This is a genomic window from Bacillus sp. EKM501B, assembly GCF_011800505.1.
Lineage (GTDB): Bacteria > Bacillota > Bacilli > Bacillales > Bacillaceae_G > Bacillus_A > Bacillus_A cereus.
On the sequence record NZ_JAALFZ010000021.1, the window covers coordinates 22,078 to 43,744 of the forward strand.

Below are 21,667 nucleotides of genomic sequence, written 5' to 3' on the forward strand. Positions count from 1 at the left end.
TCGGTTATTTTCTAGGAGGAGCCTGTCACAATAGGTTTCTCCTGTTCTTTTTTAGAGGCCTGTCTTACAGGCTTTTCTTTAAAAGGTAAATAACTGAAAATTAAGAACTATAATCTTTGAAAGAGGTGGGGCATACATATAACAAAAAAGGGATTGTTTAAGAAAGGGGGATAAGAAATGGTCTTGTTTGGTTATCCACTTGAAACAATTTATTTATATGGATTTATTATTGCTACTATACTCACTGTTATTTATATCTTCTTTGGAGATATATTTGAATCGATATTTAGTTTTGGGGGCGGATCTGTATCCGTTGTTACTTTATTACTTAGTTTCTTCGCCATGTTATGTGGGCTTAGTTATATAGGAGAATATTTGTTTTCCTTTAATAGTATTACTATTTTTGGGGCTGCATTTGCTATATCTTTTATCGGTGTTTTCATCATGAAAATACTAATTTTAAAACCGATTGCAGAAGCAGAGCAAAATACCGTACAACGTATGGATGAATTTATCGGTTGCAAAGGAGAAGTCATTACGACAATTCCTACAGAAGGATTTGGAGAAGTACTAATCTCCTCTCAATTTGGAAGTAATGCAATCCCAGCTAAAACAATTGGGAAAAAAGATATTTCACAAGGAACTGAAGTTATTATCGAGGGAGTCCAAGATGGTGTTTTACTTGTACAAAACATCGCTTATTCTTTAAAAAAACCAAAATTATAAGGGGGAATTTACATGACGATTCCATTAATTATCGGTGGAGTTTTACTCGCAATTTTAATTCTACTCATTTTAGTATTCATTACGAAGTATCGTACGGTTGGTCCAGATGAAGCGTTAATTGTTACAGGGAACTGGCTTGGTGGAGGAAAGAATGTTGTTACCACTGATGATGGAAAGAAGATTAAGATTATCCGCGGGGGCGGTACTTTCGTAGTTCCAATTATGCAAAGAGCAGAACCTTTAAGCCTATTAAACTACAAATTAGAAGTTGGTACACGTGATACGTATACGAAGCAAGGTGTTCCAGTTACAGTAAATGGTGTTTCTATTATTAAAGTAGGTTCTACAATTGAAGAAGTATCTACTGCAGCTGAGCAATATTTAGGAAAAGAAACAGAAGAGTTAAAAGTAGAAGCAAAAGAGGTTTTAGAAGGTCACTTACGTGCAATCTTATCTTCTATGACAGTAGAGGATGCGTATAGTAATAGAGAGCAATTTGCTCAAAAGGTACATGAAGTAGCTTCTACAGATTTAAAGAAGATGGGACTTCGCATTGTTTCTTTCACAATTAAAGAAATAATGGATAAAAACGGATACTTAGATGCGCTTGGTCAGCCGCAAATTGCGACCGTTAAGCGTGATGCAACAATTGCGAACGCAGAGCGTGAAAAAGAAGCACGTATTGAAAAAGCACGTGCTGAAAAAGAGGCAAAAGAAGCAGAATATCAACGTGATGCACAAATCGCTGAAGCTGAAAAACATAAAGAATTAAAAGTACAGTCCTATAAGAGGGAACAAGAGCAAGCCCGTGCAGATGCGGATCTTTCTTACGAATTACAACAAGCGAAAGCACAACAAGGTGTTACAGAAGAGCAAATGCGCGTTAAAATCATTGAGCGTGAAAAGCAAATCGAGTTAGAAGAAAAAGAGATTGCGCGTCGTGAAAAGCAATATGATGCAGAAGTTAAGAAAAAAGCAGATGCAGATCGCTATGCTGTTGAGCAATCAGCGGAAGCAGAAAAAGTAAAACAAATTAAAAAGGCAGATGCGGATCAATATAAGATTGAAGCTGAAGCGAGAGCTCGTGCGGAAGAAGTACGTGTAGAAGGTTTAGCGAAGGCGGAAATCGAAAAAGCGCAAGGTCAAGCGAAAGCGGAAGTACAAAAAGCACAAGGTACGGCGGAAGCAGATGTTATTAGATTAAAAGGTTTAGCAGAAGCAGAAGCGAAGCAAAAAATTGCAGAGGCATTTGAGTTATATGGCCAAGCGGCAATTATGGATATGGTTCTTAAAATGCTTCCAAGTTATGCGAAGGAAGTTGCAAGTCCGCTTAGTAACATTGATAAAATTACAGTTGTTGATACAGGCGGCGGTGGTAAAAATAGCGGCGCTGGAAAAGTTGCGGGTTATGCAACTGATTTAATGGCAACGATGCAAGAAACGTTAAAAGCTTCTTCTGGAATTGACTTAAAAGAGCTATTAGAAGGATTTGCTGGAAAAGGAGCGGTACAACAATTATCAAGTGATAAACCTGTTGTATCTGTAGTAGAAGATGAGAAAAAAGAAGTAGAAAAAGATAAAGAATAGTAAGATGGAAAGAACCTCTAGTAAGTGAAATACTGGAGGTTCTTCTGTGAATTATAATATTTCGAATAATATACATTTTTATATATTGTTTTAATTATTTAATTTATATAGAATGAAAAAGGTATGTATTAACTCTTTAATAGAAAAAGAGACAAAGAGTTAATACAATTAATCGTGTAATTTATATAAATAAATTAAATGTGAGATAATTACATTTAAAACGGTATGGAGGGGTAGAAATATGTTTCAAGGGAAATTAAGGAGTAGTAGTTTAAAAACAAAGTTACTTGTGTCATTTGTTATCATTTTAATTCTTCCAAGTATTGTAATTGGTTGGACGTCTTATCAACAGGCGAAGACGAATTTTAATGAAACGATTTTAAACTCGGCGAAAGATAATATAAAAATTTTGGATAATGTAATTAATAAAGAATTGGATAGTAAAAAAGTAGATGCAACTTATTTTACGAAATTATTCACACAATCAAGTTACCAAGCAGATCAAATTCAAAACATACAAAATAAACTAGAAGAATACAATAAACTGCATCCAGAAATGGAAGCAATCTATACAGGATCTAGTAATGGACAGTTCATTCAATCACCAGCTATTCAGATGCCAGATGGATATAATCCTACAGAAAGAGATTGGTATAAAGAGGCCGTGAAGAAAAGTGGAGAGGTAATTGTAACTGCTCCATATAAGTCAAAAACGACAGGGAATATTGTTATTACACTAGCAAAACAAAACGAGGATAAAAGTGGAGTTCTTGGGATTGACTTAATCATTAATAATATTGTTACTACTTCCAAGATGGTTAATATAGGTAAGGAAGGATATGTAGCGATATTTGATCAAGATAAAAATGTAGTAGCGCACCCGAAAATGAAGCCAGGAGAGAAATTAGAAGAGAAACTTAGTAAAGAATTGTATAAACAGGAAGCTGGAGATTTTTATTATTCATTAGATGGTGAAGATCGCAATATCACTTTTAAAACGAATAAGAAAACTGGATGGAAAATAGCAGGAATTATGCCTTCAAAAGAAATTATCGAAGCAGCTAACCCTATTTTCTATAAAACAATAACTGTTATTGGTATTTCATTAGTAATTGGTGGGATTTTAATTTACTTCATAATTGCTTCTATTATTAGTCCGTTAAAACAACTTGTTATATCATCGAAAAAGATTAGTGAAGGCGATTTAACAGAGTCAATTACAGTTCATTCTAAAGATGAAATTGGGCAGCTAGGAGAAAGTTTTAACGAGATGGCTGCATCGTTACAAAGTGTCATTTCCAATATAAACACTTCAGCAAGTCATGTAGCGGCATCTTCAGAAGAATTAACAGCTAGTATGAAGCAGACAAGCGAAGCAACGGAACAAATTACACAGGCGATAGAGCAAGTATCAAGTGGTGCAGAAATACAAACGAAAGAAGTTGAAGAAGGAGCAACATTGTTAGAAGAAGTTACAGAAGGAATTCAGCGTGTTGCAGATAGTTCTTCATTAGTATCTACAGCCTCTATGTATACGAAGAAAAAAGCTGAAAATGGTGGGAAGTTAGTTGAACAAACTGTGAATCAAATGCAATTAATTCATGAGTCTGTTTCGCAGTCAGACAAAATCATTGGTTTGTTAGACGATAAGTCGAAACAAATTGGAGCAATCCTTGAAGTGATTCAACATATTGCTGAACAGACAAATTTATTAGCGTTAAATGCGGCAATTGAGGCTGCGAGAGCTGGAGAGCAAGGAAGAGGATTTGCAATTGTAGCAGATGAAGTGCGAAAGCTAGCAGAACAATCAGGACAGTCTTCTACGGAAATTGGGAAACTAGTGAAAGAGATTCAATTTGATATAAAAGAAACAGTAAGCTCTATGAATCAAGTTGGAGTAGAAGTACAATCAGGACTTGTAGTTGCAAATGAAACGAAGCAAAGCTTTGCTGAAATATTGAAATCTACGGATGATACAGTTGTACAAATTGATAACATGGTAGATGTAGCAAAACAAATGACGGTAGATGCAAAACAAGTAAGTGCATCTATTAATGAAATTGCAGCTACAATTGAAGAAAATGCAGCAAGCGTTCAAAATATTGCTGGTTCCTCTGAGGAACAATTAGCTTCAGTAGATGAAATAAATGCAGCAGCAGTCCATTTATCACAAATGGCAGAAGAATTACAAGAGATGATTAGTAAGTTTAAAGTGTAATAACGAATGTTAAGAAACGAGGTAGTAATTTTACTTCGTTTCTTTTTTTATGAAGAGAAAAAGAAAGAAATATAGAGTAACCGTGTTATGATTAAGTATAATTAAAGAGACTGTATATTCTTTAAATTCTATCTTTAATCATGTTAGGGGAATGGTTTTGAAATTAAAAAAATTAAAACTCCAACCGAGAATTACATTAACTATTAGTACACTTATTTTAGTTGTACTTATGCTAACGAGTTATTTATTTTATTACATATTATCTGAAACGGTAGAAGAGCAAATTGGCAAAAGGGCTTTGCATGTTGCGAAAACAGTTGCTGCTATACCTGAAATAAAGGAAGCTTTTCAAAAAGAAAACCCAGCTTCTATTATTCAGCCGATTGCAGAAAGAATTCGAATGGATACAGAGGCTGACTTCATTGTAGTTGGAAATAAAGAGGGGATTCGATATGCACATCCTGAGCGAGATAAAATAGGAGAAGCGATGATTGGTGGAGATAACAAAGGCGTTTTATTAGAAGGAAAATCATATGTTTCGAAAGCAACTGGATCATTAGGCCCTTCATTACGCGGAAAAGTTCCAATCCGTAATCAGGAAAATGAAATCATTGGTGTGGTGTCTGTTGGATTTTCAATGGATGATATTCATGGAGCGGTAGAGGTGTATGGAAAGCGTGTATTTTGGATTACAATAATAGGGCTATTAATTGGAGTAATCGGCTCTATATATTTAGCGGCAAGTATAAAAAGAATGATGTTCGGTATGGAACCAGAAGAAATTTCATCTTTATATGAAGAGCATAGTACAGTGATTCAATCTGTACGTGAAGGGATTATTGTAATCGATAAAAATGGCATGATTAGTTTAGTCAATCAAGCAGCTTATGATATTCTTTCGCTAGATAAACAACAAAATATTATTGGGGAATTTATTTTAAATGTAATTCCTAATTCAACGATACTAGATGTACTTCAAACTGGTGAAGAACAGTTTGATCGCCAATTAAATATAAAAGGACAGGCTGTTATTGCGAACCGTCTACCTATTAAAGTAAAGAATAAAGTAACTGGCGTTGTATCGAGCTTACGTTTGAAATCTGAAATGGATCAGTTAACAGCAGAATTATCTCAGACGAAGCAATATACAGAGGCATTACGAGCGCAAGCGCACGAATATAACAATTTATTGTATACGCTTTCAGGTCTTATCCAATTAGAATCATACGAAGATGCTTTAGAGCTTATTCATAAGGAAACAGCGGTATATCAAGATTTTGTTCAATTTATTATGAAGCGGATTCAAAATCCATGGCTAGGTGGAATTTTAATTGGATTTTATAATAGAGCACGAGAGTTGAAGATTGATTTTATGCTAGATAGAGAAAGTGGTTTAGACAAATTAAGTCCACATATTGAGAGTAATTATGTCGTTTCTATTTTAGGAAATTTAATTACGAATGCATTTGAAGCAATTGAAAAAAATGAAGAGAATGATAAGAGAGTAAGGATGTTTGTAACTGATATTGGAGAAGAAATATTAATTGAAGTGGAAGATTCAGGGCAAGGGATTCATGATGAAATAATTACTAGCATATTCTATAAAGGCTTTTCGACGAAAGAAGGAGGAGAGCGAGGATATGGATTAGCAAAAGTGAAAGAGTTAGTAGAAGATTTAAATGGAAGTATTGCAATCGAAAAAGGGGATTTAGGTGGTGCGTTATTTATTATTGCACTACCGAAAGAGAGAGGCGAATAGTAATGGGTGAGGAGATTGAAGTATTAATTGTAGAAGATGATATTCGGATTGCTGACATTCATCGTCGTTTTACTGAAAAAATTGAGGGATTTAAAGTAATTGGAACGGCAACGACTGGAGAACAAGCGAAAGAATGGCTAGAGCTTGTGAAGCCACAGCTTGTGTTATTAGATGTGTACTTACCTGATATGCAAGGAACGGAACTTGTCACATATATTAGGCATCATTTGCACGATACAGATATTATTATGATTACAGCGGCATCGGAAACAGATGTAGTGAGGCACGCCCTGCGGGGCGGAGTAACAGATTATATTGTAAAGCCACTAATGTTTGATCGATTTAAGGCGAGTTTGGAAAGTTATCAAAAAAAGATTGTGCAGCTGAAGAAAAATAATCAATTATCTACAGAACAAATAGAACATTTATGGTCTCAAAGAGGCGTAAAGGGAAATGAAATGGAATATGCCCCGAAAGGGATAGACCCCTTAACTTTAGCAAAAATAAAAAAACATATGTTAACAGTTAATGAAGAAGGGATTACAGCAGAGGTACTAAGTTCAATGGTAGGCGTAAGTCGATCAACTGCAAGGCGCTATTTAGAGTATTTAATATCTGGGAAGAAAGTCCACGCAGAGCTAATATATGGGAGTGTGGGGAGACCGGAGAGACGGTATTTTCTTGTTTCTTCATAATAAAAAACAGTAGAGGATTTATTTCTTCTACTGTTTTTTGCGTCTTATATTGGAATAATCCCAATTACAATGCCAGTAATCAACATCACCATTGTCGTTCCAACTGCCCACAATAAAGTAAAACGTTGATGTTCACCAAAATCAACTTTTGCCATCCCAACTAATAAATAAGTGGATGCAACAAGAGGACTTAATAAGTGAACGGGTTGCCCAAGTAAGGAAGCACGTCCCATTTCAGCTGCACTAATTCCGTAAGTAGCAGCAGCCTTAGTTAAAATAGGTAATACCCCAAAGTAAAATGCATCATTGGACATGAAAAATGTGAATGGCATACTAAGAAGAGCTGTAATAATTGGCAATTGTGGTCCAAGTGCATCTGGTATAAGAGTTACTACACTGTTAGCCATGGCATCTACCATTTTTGTTCCAGATAAAATACCAGTGAAAATACCGGCAGCAAATACGAGAGAAACAACTGCTAATACATTCCCTGCATGAGAAGCAATACGTTCTTTCTGTTGCTCTAAGTTTGGATAGTTAATCATAACAGCGATAGCAAAAGCGACTGTAAATAAAACAGGTAACGGCATAACTTCTAGTATGAGACAGACAAGTAATGTAGCGGTTAATAAAAAGTTAATCCATAGAAGTTTAGGACGTTTATGCACTGCGGCTTCGACAGTTGCAGCTTGCTCATCCATTGTTTGCATTTGTTTTAAATACTGTACATCCATAATTCCTAAACGTTTTCTTTCTTTTTTTCCAAGATAGTAAGCAACGAAAACAACCCAAATTGCACCAGCAATCATTCCTGGAATAAGAGGTGTAAATAATTCGGAAGCCTCAAGTCCAAGTGCGCTCATAACACGAGCTGTGGGTCCACCCCAAGGTGTAAGATTTGTTACCCCCGCCCCTAACATAACAACTCCAGCTAATATGAGGGGGTTCATTCCAAGGCGCTTATATAGTGGATACATTGCGGAAACTGTAATCATGTATGTTGTTGTACCGTCACCATCTAGAGAAACGATAATAGTCAATATAGCCGTTCCGATAACGATTTTTAAAGGATCTCCTTTTACAAATTTTAAAATCTTACTAATGACAGGATCGAATAAACCGCTATCAATCATAATCCCAAAATATAAAATAGCGAACATAAGCATAATACCAGTAGGTGCTAATTTTTGAATTCCCTCTAACATCATAGGCCCCATATTGGCATAGAATCCGCCAATTAATGCAAAAACACTCGGAATTAATATTAATGCTACTAGCGCTGACATACGTTTCGTCATAATTAAAAACATAAAGACAAATACCATCGCAAATCCAAGTAGTGCTAACATGTGATTTCCCCCTCAAAAGAATGATTGCGCTTTCAAAATAGAATAAAAATTCAGAAAAAGGTTTTTTATTTATAATAAAAGCATCTATTCAAATGGTAAATAATTTGAAAAATAACATCATTAGAAGCATAATTTTTATTTTGTTCATTTTGTTCACGGTAGTTAATTTGAATTTTTAAAAAGTAAGCTGCTCTTCGTAAGAATGGTAGAATAAGATGAAAATAGTGAAGTGTGAAATAGGGAGTAGATGTTATATGAAAACGAGAATTGAAGAGATTTATAGCTCTTATGAAGGAAAAGTAGAGGAGATTTTTATTAATGAATCTTCTTACGTATATGAATGGGAGAAATTACTGATGATCCGAAAAAATGACGGTGAGCTTAAAAAAATTGCAGTCGGGATTAGTGGAAATATAAGATTGGTAAATGTAGAAGTTGGACAGGAAATTAGTGAGGATACATTATTAGTTAAGTTAGAAGATGATTTGTTAATTACAGGTTGCGAGTGATGAGAGATGTGTAGAAATAACTACACATCTTTGTTTGTTTCCTATATTACAAAAAGCACATTGTTTTTTCACAAATTTCACACAACCTTTTGGTATTCTTTTCGTGGAGTATACGGTTTCTAGGGAGGAATATTGATGAAAGTAAAATATGTCGTACTTGCTATATGTTTATGTTTCGTATTTACGGTAGTCGGGTGTGGGAAAAAGGAAACAGCAGCTGTTGCCATTGATGAGAAACATGATAAATGTGATATTTGCCAAATTGGGGTAACAGATAATCAATTTGCAACAGAAATTATTTTAGAAAATGGAAAAGCGTTAAAGTTTGATGATATCGGTTGTATGTATAAATGGATGGAGATCAATTCAGGTGAAAAGACGAAAGAGAAATTTGTCCGAGATTATGATTCGAAAGATTGGATTTCGTTAGAAGAAGCTACTTACGTATATGATAAAACAATAACGACACCGATGGCTTATAATGTCATTTCATTTAAAAATAAAAAAGATGCAGAGAGCTTTGTATCTAACTATAAGGGTAAAGTTCTTTCGTATAAAGAGCTAGCAGAGCATAAATGGGAAATGAATAAAGAGATGATGGGGAAACCGAAAGCAGGAAATCATGGTGGACATCATTAATAATAGAAAAAGACAACTATATAGTTGTCTTTTTCTATTATTACTCAGGTGCAAATATAGAAAAGGTGTAAAATTTTTAGAAGAACGGTTACAATGGAATATAGTAACCTAAAGCAATCATTTATCCCGCATTAACGGGCAGTAAGATCCCCACCTCAAAATTTAGTGAAAGCAAAGAAGTTAGGTGGAGTCGGGCTGCCCGTAAAAGCCCGATTGGTGTGGGCTAATAATTAGTGGTGGATGAACAAAACCCCCACTAATTAAATTTTCACTTTATGTACTTTTTAGAAATGTATACAAATGCGGTAAAAACGTGCTAAACTAATTGCTTCATAATGTTAATGATGGGGCCATCAGGCGTATCATTTCAATAGGTTGAGAAACATAGTATAAGCTTAAGATAATCCGATTAAAGAAGGAATATAAAGGGCTTATGGATAAATGTACTCAAGAAGAGTTATTGTATGTGATGGAGGAATGGTTAAGAAAACATTATCTTTCATAGGAGCTGTAGTTGTGAGAAAACAAAAAATTTTATTATGTATTTTATTAGGACTTTTAATGACGGTAGTGGCTTGCGATAAGCAAGAAGAACCAGAATCGAAACCGGTTCATGTGAAAAATGAAAAGAAAAAAGAGAAGCATAAAGAACAGGAAGAATCTAAAGAAGAGAAAAGTATAAATTTAATGGACAAACAGTTGTTACTTTCAGCTACCCTTGGAGACACAGAGACAGCTATGAAGTTGATTCAGGATGGAGCGAATATAAACGTAGAAGGTGACAACGGAGAAACGCCTGTCCTTGCAGCGACGTACCAAAATCATGTAGAGACAGTTAAAGCATTAATTGGTGCAGGTGCTAATATTGAAATTAAAGATGAGAAAAAAAGTAATCCACTTCTTTATGCAAGTAGAGAAGGATATACGGATATTGTAAAAGTATTAATTAATGCAGGAGTTAATACGAAAGAAACGACTAGGTCAGGTGGGACAGCACTTATTTCTGCATCTGAGCGTGGCCATGTAGAGGTTGTTAAAGAATTATTAGAGCATACAGATATTGATGTGAATTATAAAAATGAACGTGGTGGAACAGCGTTATTAGAAGCAATTGTATTAGGAAATGGTAGTGAAAACCATAAGAAAGTAATTCAATTGCTTATTGATCACGGTGCAGATGTAAACATGGCTAACAAGGAACATCTGACGCCACTGCAATACGCTGAAAAAAGAGGTTTTAAAGATATTGTAAATATGTTGAGGGTAGCTGGAGCGAATGAAGTAGTACAGCCACAACAGCCAGTAGAGTAAAAAACGAAAAATAATCCCATTTAGATAGACAGAATGAAGAAATCAGTTAGTATGATGGATTCAGTAATGTGTATTTGAATGGGATTTTTATTTTGAATATGAAAAATAGATTATGAATGGATGGTAAATGGAGTAAATAAGGAGGCAACCTTATTTGGCAATTGTAAAAAATGAAAAGGTAGTTTCTGTTTGTTGCAGTGCCAGAAGTACGCCCGTAGCTACTGAGGCAAGTGTGGAAACTTTAGCGGAGTTTCAAGGGAACGGATATGTTACTGATGGTGTTACAGCCTGGGCGATATCAATAAAAGAAGAAAAAAGCATTCCACTTTATAGTACTTCTTGGAATAATTATGCTTCACAAGCCGTTGCGAGAAAACTAAAACTTATTAACTATGGAATGAATTTACATATTGATTGAATTTTAAGTATTGTTTCGTTCTATTCGTTTGTATTCGAATATATGGATTAATGTAAATCGTGATATGGTGAATATTAACATTCGGTTAACACCTAATTAACAATCTATCAAAACTGACTTAATAAATGCGTAATATAGTAAAGGTAACAAAATAAATAGGGTAGAGAACATTTGAGAACACCCACTTACATATAATGTGCCACTTTCTTAGGTGTGCTCTATTCCCTAGAGTTCAAATAAGGAGAAAGGCGTTCTATGTAAGTAGGTGTTTTTAGTTTGGATAAAAATAGAACAGTTAGGTGGAAAAAATGTTTAAAGAACCTTATATTGCGATGATAAAGGATTGGAAAGGATACAAAGCATACAAAAAATTGCCGAAAACAGTTTTTCTTATGACTGGTTCAATGCTGGAATTACCAGAGCGTGTATATGAATTGCAGAAACATGGACATGATGTATTTCTTCATTGTGATTTTATACAAGGCTTAAATACGAATACAGAGGAAGCGCTTTTGTATATTCAAGATGTTATCGGGGCACAAGGTATTATTTCAACAAAGGGTTCAACAATTCGAAATGCTAATAAAATTGGATTGAAAACAATTCAACGTATTTTTATTGTAGATACTTTATCCCTTACTAAATCAATTGAAAATTGTAAAACGACTAAACCAAATGCAGTAGAGATTATGCCGGGGATTATGCCTTCTATAATTAAACAGCTAGTAGAGGAAATAGAGTTTCCTATTATTGCAGGTGGGCTGATTCAAACGCGAGAAGATGCGGAAATTGCAATTCATGCAGGAGCAAGTGCGATTTCAACAAGTCATTATGAAGTATGGATACAAGAAGAAAAAAGGAGTGCAACCTTGTGATTGAATTGAAAAATGTTTCAAAGGTATATAAAAATGCAGAAGAGACAGCGGTTAAAGGCGTATCGGTTCATATTAAGAAGGGTGAATTTTTTGTTTTAGTTGGACCTTCGGGATGCGGGAAAAGCACATTATTACGAATGATCGCTGGCTTAGAAGAGATTTCTTCAGGAGATTTAATTATTAATGAACGTGTTGCAAATGATCTAGAGCCGAAAGACCGTAATCTATCAATGGTATTTCAAAATTATGCATTATATCCACACTTATCTGTAGAAGAAAATATTTTATTTGGACTTAAGGTAAGAAAAGTACAAAAAGAAGAGCGACAAAAGCGATTAATGGAAGCTATTGAAATGGTAGGACTGAAAGAGTATGTGAAAATGAAACCAGGCCAATTATCAGGCGGACAAAGACAGCGTGTTGCACTTGCCAGGGCAATTGTGAGTCAAGCGCCAATCTGTTTAATGGATGAACCACTTTCGAATTTGGATGCGAAATTACGTGCGCAAATGAGAATTGAAATTAGAGAAATTCAGCAGCGATTAGGAATTACGATGATTTACGTTACCCACGATCAAATAGAAGCGATGACTATGGGAGATCGTATCATGGTTTTAAATAAAGGAAGTATACAGCAAGTTGGAACACCACTTGACATATATAACGAACCAGCAAACGAATTTGTTGCAAACTTTATAGGTTCTCCTTCTATGAATATAAATGATGGGGAAGTAAATAAAGAAAAAGGTGTATTACATATAGGGCAATTGCAAATTCCATTATCTATTAGACAGTTAAAGCAATTACCAGAAGGAACAATTCGCATAGGCATGCGCCCTGAGCATATTGTACTGTCTGAGGAGGGACAAGAAGTGACGTTGCAATCTGTAGAAGTATTAGGGAATGAGTCTATATTGAACTTTGCGGTAAATGGAACAACTTGGAGTGCGAAAGTCATCGGACAGTTACTCTTGAACAAAGGTGACAAAGTAAAATTATTATTCTCGCAAGAAAAGTTATGCTTCTTTAATGAAAACACGAATGAACGCTTAAAAGTGGTAGCTGAAGAAGAGTTGAAAGTGGTGGCGAAATAATGATCGAAGTAAGTAAGTTACCAGTTCAAACAAAGGTGTCAAAAAAGAAAAAATTATGGGGGAGAACGAAAGATTTAAGAATAGGATTATTGTTTTTGGCGCCATCTATTTTGTTATTTTCGATTTTTTTGTTCTATCCATTGTTTAGGACAATTTACTATAGCTTTTATTTAACCGATATACATGGGGAAGCTAATCTTTTCGTTGGCTTAGAAAATTATCAATACTTATTCTCTGATCCAGCCTTCTACAAAAGTATAAAATCAACTTTATTATTTGTTTTATATACAGTGCCTACGAGTATTATATTTGCTTTGTTTCTTGCATTGATTGCAAATGGAAAAGTAAGAGGTATTGGGTTATTCCGAGTTCTGTTTTCTTCGACGATGGGAATATCAGTAGCTGCTAGTGCAGTGATTTGGCTATTTTTATTTCATCCAAGTGTAGGATTATTTAATAATATATTAGCTTCTATGAACCTTCCTGCAATCGCATGGTTAACGAGTCCGGACTGGGCACTATTCTCTGTATCAGTTACAACAGTTTGGGTGAATACAGGTTTTGCATTTTTAGTTATATTAGGTGGTTTACAAAATATCGATACGTCGTTATATGAGAGTGCATCTATAGATGGTGCTAGTTATTTATATAAACTTCGCCGTGTTACATTACCGATGCTATCACCAACTTTATTCTTTATTGTAACAGTAACATTAATTAGTGCGTTCCAAAGCTTTGGACAAATTGATATTTTAACGCACGGTGGACCAAATGATGCAACGAATTTGATTGTGTACTCGATTTACAAAGAGGCGTTTGTGAATCATCAATTTGGAACAGCAAGTGCACAAGCAATGGTATTATTTGTTTTCATTTTCCTTGCTACATTACTTCAATTTAAGTTTGCTGAGAGAAAGGTGCATTATAAATGATTGTTAAACAGTGGAAACAAAATTTCCTATTATACATGCTGCTCATTATTAGTGCAGTAATGGTATTTTTTCCTGTACTGTATGCATTTTTAATAAGTTTTATGACACCAGACGATGTTCAAATGAGAAGGTTATTTCCGACCCAGTTTACTTTTGATAATTTCATTAATATTTTTCAAAAAGTACCACTTTTTACATACTTATATAACAGTTTAATTGTATCGACAGTCGTTATGATTGGACAACTTATCGTATCAAGTTTAGCAGCTTATGCTTTTGTTTTTCTTCAGTTTAAAGGGAGAAACTTAATTTTCTTCCTGTTTATTTCAACGATGCTTATTCCGTGGGAAGCAACGATGGTGCCTAACTTTTTAACGATTCAAAACTTTGGTTGGATCAATAGTTTCGCCGGGATGACAGTGCCGTTTTTTGCAACAGCTTTCGGTATTTTCTTGTTACGTCAACATTTTATGACACTTCCGAATGAACTGAAAGAAGCTGCGTTTATTGAAGGGATTGGAAATATAAGATTTTTATTCAGCGTTGTAATTCCGTATTGTAAAACGAGTTTTATTACGCTTGGAGTATATAGCTTTTTAACAACATGGAATATGTATTTATGGCCACTTTTAGTGACCACTGATGAAAAAGTAAGAACAGTGCAAATCGGTGTGAAGCAGCTTCAGTCTCAAGAAGTTGCAACTGATTGGGGAAGCGTAATGGCCGGTGTTACGGTTATCGTTATTCCAACATTGATTTTACTATTTTTAGGGCAAAAGCAATTACAACAAGGATTAACAAAAGGTGCAATTAAATAATTAAGAGAAGGTGAGATTTAAATGAATCTAGTAAAAAAAGGTGCTGCTCTATTAATGGTAGCAACAATGGCATTATCTAGTGTCGCTTGTTCAAATAGTAAAACAGAGGGAAAACCTGAAGCACAGGCAAAAGTAGCACCAGTTGAAAAAAATGGTGATAAAACAGTAATTCGCTTCTGGCATGCGATGGGTGGAAAAACACAAGGAGTACTAGATGGTCTTGTTGCAGACTATAATAAGTCGCAAAATAAATATGAGATAAAGGCAGAGTTCCAAGGAACATATGAAGAGTCTTTAACGAAATTTAGAACGATGTCTGCAACGAAAGAAGCGCCAGCTCTTGTTCAATCGAGTGAAATTACAACGAAATATATGGTTGATAGTAAAAAAATCACACCAATTGATAGCTGGATAAAAAAAGATAAGTACGATACGTCAAAATTAGAAAAAGCAATTACAAATTATTATTCAGTTGATGGAAAAATGTATTCTATGCCATTTAATTCATCTACACCAGTATTAATTTATAATAAAGATGCTTTCGCAAAGGCGGGCTTAGATCCAGAGAAAGCTCCGAAAACATATGCGGAATTACAAGAAGCAGCGAAAAAGTTAACGATTAAAGAAGGCGGAAATGTAAAACAATATGGATTCTCCATGCTTAACTACGGTTGGTTCTTTGAAGAATTGTTAGCGACACAAGGTGCTTTATATGTAGATAACGAAAACGGTCGTAAGGATGCTGCAAAGAAGGCGGTATTTAACGGTAAAGAAGGACAGAAAGTATTTGGAATGTTAGATGATTTAAATAAAGCTGGCGCACTTGGAAAGTATGGAGCAAGTTGGGATGATATTCGTGCCGCGTTCCAGTCTGGACAAGTTGCTATGTATTTAGATTCTTCAGCAGGTGTTCGTGATTTAATTGATGCATCTAAGTTTAATGTAGGTGTTTCATATATTCCGTATCCAGAGGATTCGAAACAAAATGGTGTTGTTATTGGTGGAGCATCATTATGGATGACGAATATGGTTTCAGAAGAAACGCAACAAGGTGCTTGGGACTTTATGAAATATTTAACGAAGCCAGACGTACAAGCAAAATGGCATACTGCAACAGGTTATTTCTCAATTAATCCAGATGCATATAATGAGCCATTAGTAAAAGAGCAATATGAAAAATATCCACAGTTGAAAGTAACAGTAGATCAACTGCAAGCGACGAAGCAATCTCCAGCAACACAAGGGGCTTTAATTAGTGTATTCCCAGAATCACGAGATGCAGTTGTAAAAGCATTAGAAGCGATGTATGACGGGAAGAATAGTAAAGAAGCGTTAGATGAAGCTGCCAAAGCAACAGATAGAGCAATTAGCATTTCAGCTCGTACGAGTCAAAAATAAGAGAAAGCCGTATCCTTAAAAGGGATACGGCTTTCTTTATAGGGAGATAAGGGATCAAAGAAATGATGAAGTCTTATCTCTTTTATATGAGTAAAGGGTCTAGAGTGAATGTTGTCCTTTTCATTATTTATTTAACTCCATTGCGACTTGTTTACCATTTACGAAAACCTCTACTACCGCTACTACAACTTCCATTACTTTTTTCATCTCTCATCTCTCCTTGTTTTTTGTTTCATTTCTTACTTTCAGTATAAGGAGATACAGTAATTACAACTATCGAATTGGATGACAAGAGACTTACATTGTTATAAGGATAATAGTTTAGTTTGTAATAAAGTGAAACTTTAATCAGCGGGGGCCTTACGGCCCATTAATGCGAGATAAATATGATTCGGGATTTCAATTCTGAACTTTCTGTCGTTTTGAACTATAATTAGAAAGAGGGGGGATAATATGAAAAGAATTCTTGTTATTAGTGATATTCATGGAGAGATAAAAAAGTTTGAACAGTTATTGGAAGAAGCTCAATATGATGCGAAACAGGATCAATTAATCTTACTGGGAGATTATGTAGATCGTGGTCCAAATGCGCGTGCTGTAATTGAAAAGGTAAGAGAATTGAAAGAAGAGGGAGCACTCATTTTAAAGGGAAATCATGAAGATATGATGATTAAGGCGTTAACGACAAATGAGGAACATTCATGGAACCATTGGGTAAAAAGAAATGGTGGAGATAAGACATTATATAGCTATGGATTTGTAGAAGAAGATATTGCGGTTAATGAGAAAGACTTCCAAAAACCGATTTTACACTCTCGTGTATTAGAGGAACATATAAAGTTTATTCAAGAATTAGATCATTACATTGAAACAGAAGAGTATATATTTGTACATGCTGGGGTTGAACCGATGAAACGAGTTTCTGAATCTGAACCATATACGTTAATGTGGATCCGTAATGAATTTCATAATGGATATAGCGGTGAAAAGGTTGTTGTATTTGGGCATACGGAAACAAAAACGCTTCATGGTAGTGAGGAGTGCGGAGTGTATTTTGGTAGTAATCGTATTATTGGAATTGATGGCGGGGCTGTGTACGGTGGTCAGCTAAATTGTTTGGAATTGCCGAGTAAAAAGGTATATGTAATAAAAAATTGAAAGAGATAAGAGGAATCTTATTTCTTTCAATTTTTTATTAAGCTAAATTTAAGACAAAGTTTTTATAATAAAATTTCAAAATTTTAGAAGGAAATAGTTAAAAATGAAAATACGTAATGTAACTACATTCTTTTGTTATGAAGAGAAGAAATGTAATAATAAATAGAATTGAACTATTTGATGGAAGGTGAGAGCATGCGCTTACTTGTAGTAGAAGATAATGCCTCGTTATTAGAGTCTATCGTACAAATTTTGCGTGATGAATTTGAAGTAGATACGGCAATAAATGGAGAAGATGGATTGTTTTTAGCGCTTCAAAATATATATGATGCAATTTTGCTGGATGTGATGATGCCAGGGATGGATGGATTTGAAGTAATTCAAAAAATACGTGATGAAAAGATTGAAACACCAGTCCTGTTTTTGACAGCGAGAGATTCTTTAGAAGATCGGGTGAAGGGATTGGATTTTGGTGGAGATGACTATATCGTTAAGCCATTTCAGGCCCCTGAATTAAAAGCGAGAATTCGCGCTTTACTACGCAGAAGTGGTAGTTTAACAACGCAGCAAACGATTCGTTATAAAGGGATTGAATTGTTCGGAAAAGATAAAGACGTTCAAGTAGATGGACAAAGTATTAAGTTGACATTGAAACAATATGAGCTACTAGAGTATCTCATTCAAAATAGCGGGAAGATTTTAATGCGTGAACAAATTTTTGATCGTGTTTGGGGATTTGATTCAGATACGACAGTAGCCATTGTGGAAGTGTATGTGCATCATTTGCGTAAAAAATTAGAACCATTCGGTTATCAGAAAGATATTCAAACTGTTCGAGGTATTGGATATATATTAAAAGAACAATGAAAAAGGGAAGTATGTTTCAAAAGACACGCATTCGTTTGACTATAGTGAATTCATTAGTATTTATCCTATTAATAGGTATATTAGGTAGTATTATTTATTCATACACATATAAGCGTATTTATAATGAAGTGGATCAATCTATAAAAATGATGGCTCAGTATAGAGAAAAATTAGATGTTAAAATACCACCAAGAAAACGTATGGAGAATATCCAAATTGGAGATCCGCGAGTAACTAGAATAACTTGGAATGGGAAAATAGTGAAAATAGAGGGCGATAATCGTAAATTCCGTTCAATTTTTGAAGAGAATTTGGAAAAGTTTTCTCCGGAAAAAATAGGGGAGTTACAAGATATCAAAGTACAAGGACGATATTTTAGAGCATTTTCGCTTCAAAAAGATGGAGAAATAGTTCAAATCGTGCGAGATATAACAGCGGAAGAAGGAATGTTAAATACTTTATTTTTAATCCTCGTTATAGGTTGTAGCATAGGAAGTTTATGTGCGATAGGTATCGGCTTTTTCCTAGCTGGCAGAGCACTCGTACCTATTCAAAATTCATGGGAGAAACAGCAGCAATTCGTTTCTGATGCATCACATGAACTAAGGACACCGCTTGCAGTTATTCAATCAAAAACGGATGTGTTATTTCAGTCACCATCCGCTACGATAGAAGAAAAAGCGATGGATATTTCTACAATTTCAAAAGAATGTAGGCGGTTATCAAAACTCGTTAGTAATTTATTATTACTAGCACGTTCTGATTCTAATCAAATTGAGATGGATAAAAAAACATTTGAACTTGATAAATTGTTAGAAGAAATAGTAGCTCCATATAAAGAGATTGCTTCTTATCAAGAAAAAGAAATGATACTAAAAGTAGAACGTGACGTATCTTTTATGGCTGATAGAGAGCGGATTCATCAAATGATGGTCATACTGTTAGATAATGCGATGAAGTATACAAACGAAGGCGGGCATATTCAAATTGATTGCACGCAAACGAGTAGTTCGATTCGCATACAGGTGAAAGATGACGGGATAGGAGTGAAAGAAGAAGATATTCCGAAATTATTTGATCGTTTTTATCAAGGGGATAGAGCAAGAAGTACGTCAGAAGGAGCTGGATTAGGTCTTTCAATCGCAAATTGGATTGTAGAAAAGCATTACGGAAAAATATCAGTAGAGAGCAAATGGGGAGATGGCACTTGTTTTGAAGTGATTTTCCCTAAAAACCAAAAAATATAAGTAAGAAGACGATCTTGTTTTTACAAGGTCGTCTTTTTTTAAGACAAAGTTAAGAAACTATTTATATTATATATGGCATGAAGAAAGTTCGTTACATGAAGAAGAGACTAGGTGTATGTGAGTGGGGTTTATCAATCATAATGTTATCTCAAGCAGCGATGAGATGTATGTATAGTATTAAAAAAACTAGGGGAATGATGGGAAAGAAAGTATAAGAGGGAGGAATTAATTTTGAAAAAGAAAATGATGACGGTATTCACTATTGGAGTAATGAGCTTAAGTATATTAGGGGGTGCCTCTCCTTCTGAAACATCAAAAGGAAAGGCAGATTACACACAACGTAGTAAAGAACAATTAAATAATGGAAAGATACATGCTGTGCATACAGAAGAAAAGGCAGAGAATCTAGGTATTGAAACGGAAGGGAAAGAACAAATTACGTTAGAAAAAGAAATTCATGAGACAGAAGTAGGAAGAGAAGCGAAGCAGCTAGGAATTTCGATTGAAGGAAAAGATGTTGGGACGCTGTCAGAAGAAATCTATGAAACAAAAGTAAAGCAAGAAGCGTTAAAACTAGGCATATCTATAGAAAATACATCAATTGTAAATTTAATTAATCAAATTAATACGATTAAAATTAATGATGAAGCGGATAAATTAGGTATTTCGACAAATGGAAAAGAAATAGAGGACATTGCAGAAGAAATCTATGGAACGAAAGTAAGAGAGGAAGCAGGGAAGTTAGGTATTTCACCAAAAGGAAAAGAGATAGAAGTGTTAGCACAAGAGGTGTACGAACAAAAAGTGCAGGAAGAAGCAAAAAAATATCATATTGATTTATATGGGAAAGATATATATCAAGTATTAAGAGAAATTAATGAACAAAAGGTGCTACAATTGGCAGATGAGCTTAATATGGACAAAGCGAACATGAATATTCAAGAGCTAACAGAAAAAATAAAAAAAGATCAACCTGAGAGAGAAAAAGAACTAAATTTTGTACCAGTGATTCGAACGGATGCTGACGCATTTTATTCTTATTTAACGAACTAAAAAGGGCGTGAGAGTGATACGAAGGTTTAAGTGGTATATATGTATAGCATTACTAGCTATAGCGGTATGGAGTGTATATACAAATGGAATTACAAAGTATGGGGAGAAGTGGACATTCTTCAATATACAAAACGGGAAAGAACCGGAATTTAGTAATAATGATGAAAAGGTCATTTTATCAAGTGTACCATTAATTCAGCAACTACCAGAGCTAGATAGAGGCTGTGAAGTGACAAGCTTAGCGATGATGTTACAATACGCTGGTGTTTCAGTGGATAAGATGACATTAGCAAATGAAATAAAAAAAGTTGATTTTATAGACGATGGTGTGCGCGGGAATCCAAATGAAGGATTTGTAGGTAATATTTATACATTTTCTGAATCGGGATATGGTGTATATCATGGGCCACTTTTTCAGTTAGCGGAAAAATATTTACCTAATAAAGCTGTAGACTTAACAGGGAAGAATATAGAAGAAATTTATAAGAGGATAAAAGCAGGGCAACCTGTAGTCATGATCACAAATGCAACATTTGCACCATTAGATGCAGCTGAATTTACTACATGGGAAACAAATAGTGGAGATGTTTCTATTACGTATAATGAACATTGTGTTGTACTTATTGGATATGATCAGGAATTTGTATATATTCGAGATCCACTTGAGGATAGCTTAGATGTAAAAGTACCGAGAGAAACCTTTGAACAGGCATGGGTACAAATGGGAAGTCAGGCAATTAGTTATGTAAAGAGCGTCAAATAAATTAGGACGAAGAGTTTTAGTAATATGACTATAAGGCGAAGGGTAAAGATTTAAGGATTATAAGAGAAGTTTTATAGAGTAGAAGCTGTTAAGAAATAAGAGAACTTTAGCATATATAATGCTAAAGTTCTCTTATTTTTATGATTAAAATACGTATAAGGAGTGGATATGCAAAAATGCATAATTGACGAAAAATTTACATGTTATCATTATATATTGTTTTATGCATGTTAATTGTATAAAATGACACA

19 protein-coding genes and 2 pseudogenes are annotated in these 21,667 nt (G+C 34.7%); 20 read left to right on the forward strand and 1 reads right to left on the reverse strand.

What is annotated here, in order from left to right; translation table 11 throughout:
* Positions 1–177: 177 nt before the first annotated feature.
* From HFD78_RS24885 to HFD78_RS24905, 6 genes and pseudogenes are all read left to right on the forward strand, one after another.
* The gene (locus tag HFD78_RS24885; RefSeq protein WP_000242446.1) at positions 178–726 is read left to right on the forward strand and encodes an NfeD family protein; all 549 of its coding nucleotides are present in this window, start codon (positions 178–180) and stop codon (positions 724–726) included.
* Positions 727–738: 12 nt separating this feature from the next.
* Positions 739–2,313 carry a flotillin family protein gene (locus HFD78_RS24890; RefSeq protein ID WP_000155019.1) on the forward strand — a complete coding sequence of 525 codons (1,575 nt, stop codon included), beginning with the start codon at positions 739–741 and terminating at the stop codon, positions 2,311–2,313.
* A gap of 241 nt (positions 2,314–2,554) precedes the next feature.
* A pseudogene (locus HFD78_RS30155) lies at positions 2,555–3,589 on the forward strand (HAMP domain-containing protein); the annotation flags it as partial.
* 81 nt (positions 3,590–3,670) lie between these two features.
* Positions 3,671–4,531 carry a methyl-accepting chemotaxis protein gene (locus tag HFD78_RS30160; RefSeq protein ID WP_370941341.1) on the forward strand — a complete coding sequence of 287 codons (861 nt, stop codon included), beginning with the start codon at positions 3,671–3,673 and terminating at the stop codon, positions 4,529–4,531.
* 151 nt (positions 4,532–4,682) lie between these two features.
* A complete protein-coding gene (locus HFD78_RS24900; RefSeq protein WP_002060713.1) occupies positions 4,683–6,290 on the forward strand; it encodes an ATP-binding protein in 1,608 nt (535 codons plus the stop codon).
* Between the two features lie 2 nt (positions 6,291–6,292).
* Positions 6,293–6,985 carry a response regulator gene (locus tag HFD78_RS24905; RefSeq protein WP_000503463.1) on the forward strand — a complete coding sequence of 231 codons (693 nt, stop codon included), beginning with the start codon at positions 6,293–6,295 and terminating at the stop codon, positions 6,983–6,985.
* Between the two features lie 44 nt (positions 6,986–7,029).
* Here HFD78_RS24905 and HFD78_RS24910 read toward each other — a convergent pair whose 3' ends face one another.
* Positions 7,030–8,334 (reverse strand): CitMHS family transporter, encoded by a 1,305-nt coding sequence (locus HFD78_RS24910; protein WP_000880467.1) that lies wholly within the window; start codon positions 8,332–8,334, stop codon positions 7,030–7,032.
* Between the two features lie 254 nt (positions 8,335–8,588).
* Here HFD78_RS24910 and HFD78_RS24915 point away from each other — a divergent pair, with 254 nt between their 5' ends.
* The 14 genes and pseudogenes from HFD78_RS24915 (at position 8,589) to HFD78_RS24980 (ending at position 21,416) form a co-directional block, all read left to right on the forward strand.
* Entirely contained in the window at positions 8,589–8,843 is a 255-nt protein-coding gene (locus HFD78_RS24915; RefSeq protein WP_000857377.1) for a hypothetical protein, read from the forward strand.
* A 135-nt stretch (positions 8,844–8,978) separates the two neighbouring features.
* Entirely contained in the window at positions 8,979–9,482 is a 504-nt protein-coding gene (locus HFD78_RS24920; protein ID WP_000865667.1) for a nitrous oxide reductase accessory protein NosL, read from the forward strand.
* Between the two features lie 441 nt (positions 9,483–9,923).
* Entirely contained in the window at positions 9,924–10,793 is an 870-nt protein-coding gene (locus HFD78_RS24925; RefSeq protein ID WP_000287336.1) for an ankyrin repeat domain-containing protein, read from the forward strand.
* 142 nt (positions 10,794–10,935) lie between these two features.
* Positions 10,936–11,211 (forward strand): annotated as a pseudogene (locus HFD78_RS24930) (GNAT family N-acetyltransferase); the annotation flags it as partial.
* A 308-nt stretch (positions 11,212–11,519) separates the two neighbouring features.
* Positions 11,520–12,086: a glycerol-3-phosphate responsive antiterminator gene (locus HFD78_RS24935; RefSeq protein ID WP_000472001.1), complete on the forward strand. Its 567-nt coding sequence runs from the start codon at positions 11,520–11,522 to the stop codon at positions 12,084–12,086.
* Complete coding sequence (locus tag HFD78_RS24940) at positions 12,083–13,180, forward strand: ABC transporter ATP-binding protein (protein WP_000571380.1); 1,098 nt, start codon at positions 12,083–12,085, stop codon at positions 13,178–13,180. The genes HFD78_RS24935 and HFD78_RS24940 overlap by 4 nt, the downstream gene beginning before the upstream one ends.
* Positions 13,180–14,112: a carbohydrate ABC transporter permease gene (locus HFD78_RS24945; RefSeq protein ID WP_000573803.1), complete on the forward strand. Its 933-nt coding sequence runs from the start codon at positions 13,180–13,182 to the stop codon at positions 14,110–14,112. The genes HFD78_RS24940 and HFD78_RS24945 overlap by 1 nt, the downstream gene beginning before the upstream one ends.
* Complete coding sequence (locus tag HFD78_RS24950) at positions 14,109–14,930, forward strand: carbohydrate ABC transporter permease (RefSeq protein ID WP_000635956.1); 822 nt, start codon at positions 14,109–14,111, stop codon at positions 14,928–14,930. Before HFD78_RS24945 ends, HFD78_RS24950 begins: the two co-directional genes overlap by 4 nt.
* 21 nt (positions 14,931–14,951) lie before the next feature.
* Positions 14,952–16,328, forward strand: a complete 1,377-nt coding sequence (locus tag HFD78_RS24955; protein ID WP_001055009.1) for an ABC transporter substrate-binding protein — start codon at positions 14,952–14,954, stop codon at positions 16,326–16,328.
* A 453-nt stretch (positions 16,329–16,781) separates the two neighbouring features.
* A complete protein-coding gene (locus HFD78_RS24960) occupies positions 16,782–17,486 on the forward strand; it encodes a metallophosphoesterase family protein (RefSeq protein ID WP_000821994.1) in 705 nt (234 codons plus the stop codon).
* A gap of 195 nt (positions 17,487–17,681) precedes the next feature.
* Complete coding sequence (locus HFD78_RS24965) at positions 17,682–18,353, forward strand: response regulator transcription factor (RefSeq protein WP_001238623.1); 672 nt, start codon at positions 17,682–17,684, stop codon at positions 18,351–18,353.
* On the forward strand, positions 18,350–19,600 hold the full coding sequence (locus HFD78_RS24970) for a sensor histidine kinase (protein WP_000715830.1): 1,251 nt from the start codon (positions 18,350–18,352) through the stop codon (positions 19,598–19,600). Before HFD78_RS24965 ends, HFD78_RS24970 begins: the two co-directional genes overlap by 4 nt.
* Before the next feature lie 231 nt (positions 19,601–19,831).
* On the forward strand, positions 19,832–20,653 hold the full coding sequence (locus HFD78_RS24975) for a transporter (protein ID WP_191968126.1): 822 nt from the start codon (positions 19,832–19,834) through the stop codon (positions 20,651–20,653).
* A 13-nt stretch (positions 20,654–20,666) separates the two neighbouring features.
* Positions 20,667–21,416, forward strand: a complete 750-nt coding sequence (locus HFD78_RS24980; protein ID WP_000621163.1) for a C39 family peptidase — start codon at positions 20,667–20,669, stop codon at positions 21,414–21,416.
* The last annotated feature ends 251 nt before the right edge of the window (positions 21,417–21,667 follow it).